The organism is Micromonospora sp. NPDC051296 (assembly GCF_040682255.1).
Lineage (GTDB): Bacteria > Actinomycetota > Actinomycetes > Mycobacteriales > Micromonosporaceae > Micromonospora > Micromonospora craterilacus.
In genome coordinates, this window is the sequence record NZ_JBFBAO010000381.1 from 1 (window position 1) to 6,434 (window position 6,434).

General features: G+C 67.4%; 7 protein-coding genes and 1 pseudogene. 6 read left to right on the forward strand and 2 right to left on the reverse strand.

What is annotated here, in order from left to right; translation table 11 throughout:
- Positions 1-57 precede the first annotated feature (57 nt).
- A pseudogene (locus AB0M52_RS28520) lies at positions 58-252 on the forward strand (transglutaminase N-terminal domain-containing protein); the annotation flags it as partial.
- Positions 235-870, forward strand: coding sequence for a transglutaminase family protein (locus AB0M52_RS28525; RefSeq protein WP_363960037.1), 636 nt, complete (start codon positions 235-237; stop codon positions 868-870). The pseudogene AB0M52_RS28520 and the gene AB0M52_RS28525, both read left to right, overlap by 18 nt.
- A 24-nt stretch (positions 871-894) precedes the next feature.
- On the opposite strand, the gene AB0M52_RS28530 is transcribed toward AB0M52_RS28525, so the two are convergent.
- Both AB0M52_RS28530 and AB0M52_RS28535 read right to left on the reverse strand, forming a co-directional pair.
- Positions 895-1,146: a hypothetical protein gene (locus tag AB0M52_RS28530; protein ID WP_363960019.1), complete on the reverse strand. Its 252-nt coding sequence runs from the start codon at positions 1,144-1,146 to the stop codon at positions 895-897.
- Complete coding sequence (locus tag AB0M52_RS28535; protein WP_363960022.1) at positions 1,143-1,427, reverse strand: DivIVA domain-containing protein; 285 nt, start codon at positions 1,425-1,427, stop codon at positions 1,143-1,145. Before AB0M52_RS28535 ends, AB0M52_RS28530 begins: the two co-directional genes overlap by 4 nt.
- Before the next feature lie 322 nt (positions 1,428-1,749).
- Between AB0M52_RS28535 and AB0M52_RS28540 the strand changes: the two genes are divergently transcribed.
- From AB0M52_RS28540 to AB0M52_RS28555, 4 genes are all read left to right on the forward strand, one after another.
- Complete coding sequence (locus AB0M52_RS28540; RefSeq protein ID WP_363960025.1) at positions 1,750-2,637, forward strand: helix-turn-helix transcriptional regulator; 888 nt, start codon at positions 1,750-1,752, stop codon at positions 2,635-2,637.
- Complete coding sequence (locus tag AB0M52_RS28545; protein WP_363960028.1) at positions 2,630-2,830, forward strand: DUF397 domain-containing protein; 201 nt, start codon at positions 2,630-2,632, stop codon at positions 2,828-2,830. The genes AB0M52_RS28540 and AB0M52_RS28545 overlap by 8 nt, the downstream gene beginning before the upstream one ends.
- A 1,143-nt stretch (positions 2,831-3,973) precedes the next feature.
- Entirely contained in the window at positions 3,974-4,309 is a 336-nt protein-coding gene (locus AB0M52_RS28550; protein WP_363960031.1) for a nucleotide pyrophosphohydrolase, read from the forward strand.
- A gap of 181 nt (positions 4,310-4,490) precedes the next feature.
- Complete coding sequence (locus AB0M52_RS28555) at positions 4,491-6,344, forward strand: DUF2075 domain-containing protein (RefSeq protein WP_363960034.1); 1,854 nt, start codon at positions 4,491-4,493, stop codon at positions 6,342-6,344.
- The last annotated feature ends 90 nt before the right edge of the window (positions 6,345-6,434 follow it).

Here is a 6,434-nt window from a genome sequence, read left to right on the forward strand (position 1 = left end):
GGAAGCCAGCGAGTCGTCCGGGAAATCGACCCGTAGCAGCTCGCGACCGGCTTCGGGTACGCGGGGAAGGTCGGTTCCTCGTACAACGAGGCACGCATGTCGCCGCGTAACGAGCCCCGGCAGGCGGTGCTCGAAACCCGGGTGGAGGTGTGGCCGCCGGCCCGCACCCACCGTTACGAGGACTACTGGGGCACCCAGGTGACCGCCCTGGGCGTACACAGCCCGCACGATCATCTGACGGTCACCGCCACCTCGACGGTCGAGACGCTCCCGCCCGGCGACCTGATCGAGCCCGGCGGCGGGGCCGACTGGGCCGAGCTGGCCGTACCGGACAACGTGGACCGCTGGTACGAGCTGCTGCTGCCGACCCCGCGTACCGCGCTGGACGAGGACCTCACCGCGCTCGCCGAGTCGGTCCGCGGCGTCCATACCACCCCACACGCCGCCGCCATGGCGCTCTGCGAGCAGATCCGCGCGGAGGTCGCGTACACGGCCGGCGCCACCGGGGTGCAGACCGATGCGGTGCAGGCATGGCGCCAGCGCCAGGGCGTCTGCCAGGACATCAGCCACCTCGTCGTCGGCCTGCTGCGCAGCATGGGCATCCCCGCCCGCTACGTCTCCGGCTACCTGCACCCGTCACCGTCGGCCGAGATCGGAGACGACGTCGTCGGGCAGAGCCACGCCTGGGTGGAGTGGTGGGTCGGCCGGTGGACGGCGTACGACCCCACCAACGGGGTCCAGGTCGGAGCACGGCACGTCGTGGTGGGGCGCGGCCGGGAGTACGGCGACGTACCCCCGCTCAAGGGCGTCTACTCCGGCCCGGCCAACACCGGCCAGTCCGTCGAGGTGACCATCACCCGGCTGCGCTGAACACCTCTACTCGCCCGGGGGCGGTCAGCGGTTGAGTCGGCGGGAGCATTCGCCGTCGTGGTCGGCGTGGAGCAGGCAGCGCCGGCCGCCGGGCATCCGCAGGTCGCAGAAGACCCGATGGCGTACGCCCTGGGCGTCCTCGGCCGAGACGGTGGTCTCGCCGGGGTCGGGCCAGGGCATGATCAGCGTCCAGCGGCCGATGACCCGGGCCAGGCGCTGCGCGGTGGGCAGGTCGACGGCGACGACAGGCAGGTGGATGACGTACCGCCGGGTCACCGGTGGTAGCCCCGGGCCCGCGCCTGCGCGGACTGCCAGTCGCGCAGCGCACCCTTGACCCGGGCCGTCTCCCGGCGGCTCTCGGCGAGCGCGTGCTGGACGGCGGCCAGGTCCCCGGCGACCCGGTCGAGGAACGCGTACACCTCGTCCGGGGCCAGGCCGCGACGCCCGAGCCGGGCGCGGCGGAACCGGCGCCCGCGCACCTGCCAGGGCAGCAGACCGGCGTACGCGGCGGAGCGGTAGGTCGCCCCGCGGACCGGGACTGGTCGCTGGTTCGGCATGTCGCCTGCCTTTCCACGTCCTGGATGGAGTGGGTCCGCCCGCCCTCTCCCGGCCGGCGGACCCACCCCGCCCTGCCACCGCAGCTCCACTCAGCGGTACGGCAACAGGGCTGCTCAACAGGGGTGCGATCGGGAAGCGCGGCGGCCGTCCGGGGGGATCGTCCGGCCGCCGCGCTGTGGTCATCCTGCGACAGTCCGGAGTGGAGTTGCAACGTTCCGAGCAGAAATTTCCCGCGTATGCATTGACTTTCTTTGCTGGGCGGTTTAGGTGTTACAGAGACGGGTGACGCAGTGTTGCGTACCGGAATCAGGGAGTGTGCGAATGCCCGAGGACATCGGATCGACCGTGCCGCGCCGCCAACTCGGCCGGCTGCTACGCCAGTTCCGCAACGAGGCGGGGGTGACGCTGGACGCCGCCGCCGAAGCGCTGGAATACAGCCGGCAGAAGATCTGGCGCCTCGAGTGCGGAATGGGCGCGGTCCGGGTGCTCGACGTCAAGGCCATGTGCGAGCTGTACGGGGTGTCGCCGGAGATGACCGAGGCGATGCGCGGGCTGGCCACCGAGACGAAGTCCAAGGGCTGGTGGCACGCGTACGGCGACGCGGTGCCGAGCTGGTTCGAACTCTACGTCGGCCTGGAATCCGCCGCCGCCAACCTGCGCCGCTACGACGAGTCGCTGATCCCCGGGATCCTTCAGACGAAGGAGTATGCCCACGCCCTCTACCGCCTCGGTGGGCGGCTGAGCGAGGAGGAGCGCGAGCGGGCGGTCCAAGTTCGACTTCAACGGCAGGCACTACTCGTTCGACGGCTGCCGGCGGCTCCCCGGCTTGATGCTGTGCTCTCGGAGGCGGTGCTTCGACGCGGCCTCGGTGGCTCGGTCGTCATGGGCGCTCAGCTTGACCATCTCATCAAGCTGTCCGATCTTTCGAACGTGTCGGTCCGGGTACTGCCGTTGGCAGCCGGGCCACAACCGGGCGCTGTCGCCGGATCCTTCGTCATCCTCGACTTCCCGCCGACCACGGGCGGCCGGGCCGCGCCGGAGCCGTCGGTCGTCTACAGCGAGTCATTGACCGGGGCGCTGTACCTAGACAAGCCCGATGAGCTGGCCGCCTACGAACGTGCCTGGAGGGGACTGGATGCACTCGCCCTCGGCGAGGCAGAATCGAAGGACATGATCAAGAGGCTCATCGGGGAGATGCGGCATGACTGACCTGACCGGCGCGATCTGGCGCAAGAGCACCCGCAGCGGCGACAACGGCGGCGACTGCGTCGAGGTCGCCGACAACCTCCCCGGCCTCGTCGCCGTCCGCGACTCCAAGGACGCGACGGGACCGGTACTCACCTTCACCTCGTCGGATTGGACCGGTTTCGTCACCGCGATCAACCGCAACCGGCTTCGCTGATCCTCCGATCGACGGTGCCCAGGGCAGCGGTGGGCCTGCCATTCGTCGCAGTGCCAGGCCCTCCACCTGATCCAATGCTGTTCGGATAAGGCTGTTTGGGCAGACCAGCGGTGGCCGAATTTATCCAGGCGGCGTCCAGCGAGAAGCGGAATCAGCGCGTTGCGGTATCGCACCGGCGCGAACGCCGTAACCACCGGACGATTTCACTCGCGCGATTCCCGTGGCCCCGGATCGGGTCGACCTCGAAGGATCCGCTTGCCGGGCGCGATGCGGCGACAGATGAAATCGTCAACGCTGCCCGAACATAGCGGGGCGCCTAGCCGGCATTGAGTGTTAGCAGCTCAAGGATGCCTGCAGGCCGCCGGCTAGGCGCGCTCGCTGAGCCAGCGACAAGGGTAAGCTAGTCGCTGACACTAGCCCACTCAGCGTCAGAGCGAGTCGGCAACTCCGCGAACCTCACCACGCAAAACACCATTCACAGTGATCACCTCCTCACATTCGTGACCCCGTGACGTTCGATCAGCGTACGCGAATGCCACCGTGATCGATACCTCCCGCACACGTCTCTTCTCAGTCCGTCAAGGACACACTTCCTCTTGCCCAACAACCGGCCACAGAACAGCAGTTAATGCACTGAATACTCGCCCCCGTAAATACCGAGGCGTTACCGTCCGAACTGGACACCACCTGTTGGTCACGGAGTGGAACTTGCCCGCCTGCGCCCGCATCTCACTCAGTTTCTGCATGGACCTCTGACGGGCACGGTCCGGGTTGCCGCGGCAGCAGCCAGGGCACCGGCATAGGCGCGGTTCGGGCGCCGTTGTCGATGAAGGGCGTCAAGGCACGGCTACGGACCTCTGACCGTGCGGCCCGGGACCCAGCACGTCACCGCGTGCGACAGGACGCCGCCAGGCGGTCCAGGCAGGACTCCCAGCCCGACGCGGTAGTTGACTGCGGTGAGCCGGTCGAGGTGCTCGTGTCGCAGGTCCAGCTCGGTGCCACTCAGTCAGCTCGATGGCGACCAGACTCTCGGCCTCGTCGCCGTCCGCCTTCACGACCGCCACCTCGCCCGACCCTAGGCGTTCATGAAACGACACTGGTGGCCCCGGCGGCTCAAAGCGGCGGCCGTGAAAGACTCACTTGGTGGACGACCTGACGGTTCGCGTGCGTGCTTTCGCCGAGGAACGCGATTGGCAACAGTTCCACACGCCGAAGAACCTCGCCATGGCCCTCGCTGGGGAGGTCGGTGAGCTGCTCGCCGAGTTTCAGTGGCTCACCCCCGAGCAGGCGGGTGCGGTCATGGACGATGCCGTGGCGGGTGCTCGCGTGCGAGCGGAGATCGGCGATGTGATGATCTACCTGACCCGGCTGGCGGACGTCCTCGGTATAGACCTAACGGAGGTTGCCCTCACCAAACTGGAGGAGGCCGCGATCCGCTATCCCGTCGAACACGTCAAGGGCTCCGCCATCAAGCGGTAGCGGGACGTGCATGCAAATGATCTCTTCGCTACAGTTCTGCCATACCTGCGCGTAACGACGGGCTTCCGGCCGCCGCCGGACACGCCTCCCATGCGCACGATCACTTCGTGCTGCCCGGGGGCAACTGTTGTCAGCGTTCCGCACCTCTGCCGATGGACTCTTAAGTATGGCGACGAGCGGCATGCTGGCCGACCGGATCGCTGAAAGCATCGGCCACAACGTGAGTGGCTCGGAACGCCGCTCGTGGTCGCGCAGCCTTGCGATCCTTGGTCAGGATCTCGCTGACGCCGGTCTGGGCCAAGTTGAGGTGCTGGTCGAATACCAGCTCCCGTTGACCAGTAAGCGCGTCGACGTGGTGCTCGCCGGCGTCGATCCGAGAACGGCTGACGACTCGTACGTAGTGGTTGAGCTGAAGCAGTGGTCGCGGGCGGAGTCCTACGAGGGCTCTGACCGGCTCGTCCTGGTAGAACACGCCCGCGGTCCGCGGCTGCACCCCGGTGTGCAAGTCGGGGACTACTGCGAATACCTGACCGACTTCCTAGGCGTCCTCACCCACCGGCGTAACCCGATCGTCGGTGCCGCGTACCTGCACAATGCCGTTGACCGTGAGGTCAACGACCTCTTCGCTCGCCGGCCGAGCGAGCAGAGCCGAATCTTCACCAAACAGCGACGGGGCCAGTTTCTCGACTACCTCCGCGCCCACCTGGCACCCACCCCCGGTGCTGCCGCCGCCGACCGCTTCCTCACCAGTTCCGTCCGGCCCAGCAAGCATCTCCTCACGTACGCAGCCAAGGAGCTGAAGGAACGGTCGCACTTCACACTGCTCGACGAACAGCGCCTGGCGTACGAGCTGGTGTTGCATGCGGTGGAGCGTGCCCGGGCCGCAGACCGCAAGTCGGTGGTTGTCGTGTCCGGCGGTCCGGGCAGCGGCAAGAGCGTCATCGCGTTGTCGGTACTCGGCGAACTTGCCCGGCAAAATCGAACCGTCATGCACGCCACCGGGTCCCGATCGTTCACCCAGACCCTCCGCCGATACGCCGGAAAGGGGTCCACCCGGCTGAAGAATCTCTTCGGGTACTTCAACAGCTTCATGTCCGCCGAGCGCAACGGCTTCGACGTGCTTATCTGCGACGAGGCACACCGAATCCGGGAAACCTCGGTCAACCGTTTCACCCCGAAGGCCAAGCGGGACAAGTCACGCCCGCAAATCGACGAGCTGATCGCCGCCGCGCGGGTACCCGTGTTCCTGCTTGACGAGCACCAGGTCGTCAAGCCGGGCGAGCTTGGCAGCGTCGATGTCATCTCGGCGCACGCCAAGCAGCTGCAGCTGGATGTGGAGGTCGTCTCTCTACACGACCAGTTCCGGTGCGGCGGCAGCGAGGCGTACGAGCAATGGGTCCTCGACTTGCTCGGCCTCGACGGCGGTAAGCCCTCGGTCTGGGTCGGCGACGGGCGGTTCGACCTGCGGCTGACGGGGTCGCCCGAGGAGATGGAAACGTCTCTGGCCACGAAGCAGTCCGCCGGGGAAACGGCTCGCATGTCGGCGGGCTACTGCTGGCCGTGGAGCGACCCGCGACCGGACGGCTCGCTGGTGCCGGATGTGCAGATCGCCGGCTGGACCCGGCCCTGGAATGTCAAGAGCGACCGCAGCGTCGGCGACGCGCCCGGCAGCGCATACTGGGCCACTGACGCCAACGGATTCGACCAGGTGGGCTGCGTCTACACAGCGCAAGGCTTCGAGTACGAGTGGTCAGGTGTCATCATCGGACCGGATCTGGTCGCCCGCGACGGCCGGCTGGTCACCCGGCGGTCCGAGTCGAAGGACCCCGCCTTCCGCAGCCGGAAGGCGCTCAGCGACTACGAGGCAGACCGCCTGATCCGCAACACGTACAAGGTGTTGATGACCCGGGGCATGCGCGGCACGATGCTCTACTCGACCGATCCGGAGACGCGCGGATGGCTGGCCTCGCTGGTCCAGGTGCAGCGTGGCCTAGAGACGGTCTATGAGGCCGCGTCGTCCCCCGGAAGACGTTAGCCTCGGTCTTTCGTTAGCTGTTGATCAAGGGCTTTTGACGGCCTGTTGATCTTTTTCAGCGGGTCGTCCAGGACGTGGGCGTGGTGATGG

Excerpts from the sequence above, each read along its gene's own strand:
- AB0M52_RS28540 (WP_363960025.1), top strand. The coding sequence starts at position 1,750 with ATGCCCGAGGACATCGGATCGACCGTGCCGCGCCGCCAACTCGGCCGG.
- AB0M52_RS28545 (WP_363960028.1), top strand. The coding sequence starts at position 2,630 with ATGACTGACCTGACCGGCGCGATCTGGCGCAAGAGCACCCGCAGCGGC.
- AB0M52_RS28535 (WP_363960022.1), bottom strand. The coding sequence starts at position 1,427 with ATGCCGAACCAGCGACCAGTCCCGGTCCGCGGGGCGACCTACCGCTCC.
- AB0M52_RS28555 (WP_363960034.1), top strand. The coding sequence starts at position 4,491 with ATGCTGGCCGACCGGATCGCTGAAAGCATCGGCCACAACGTGAGTGGC.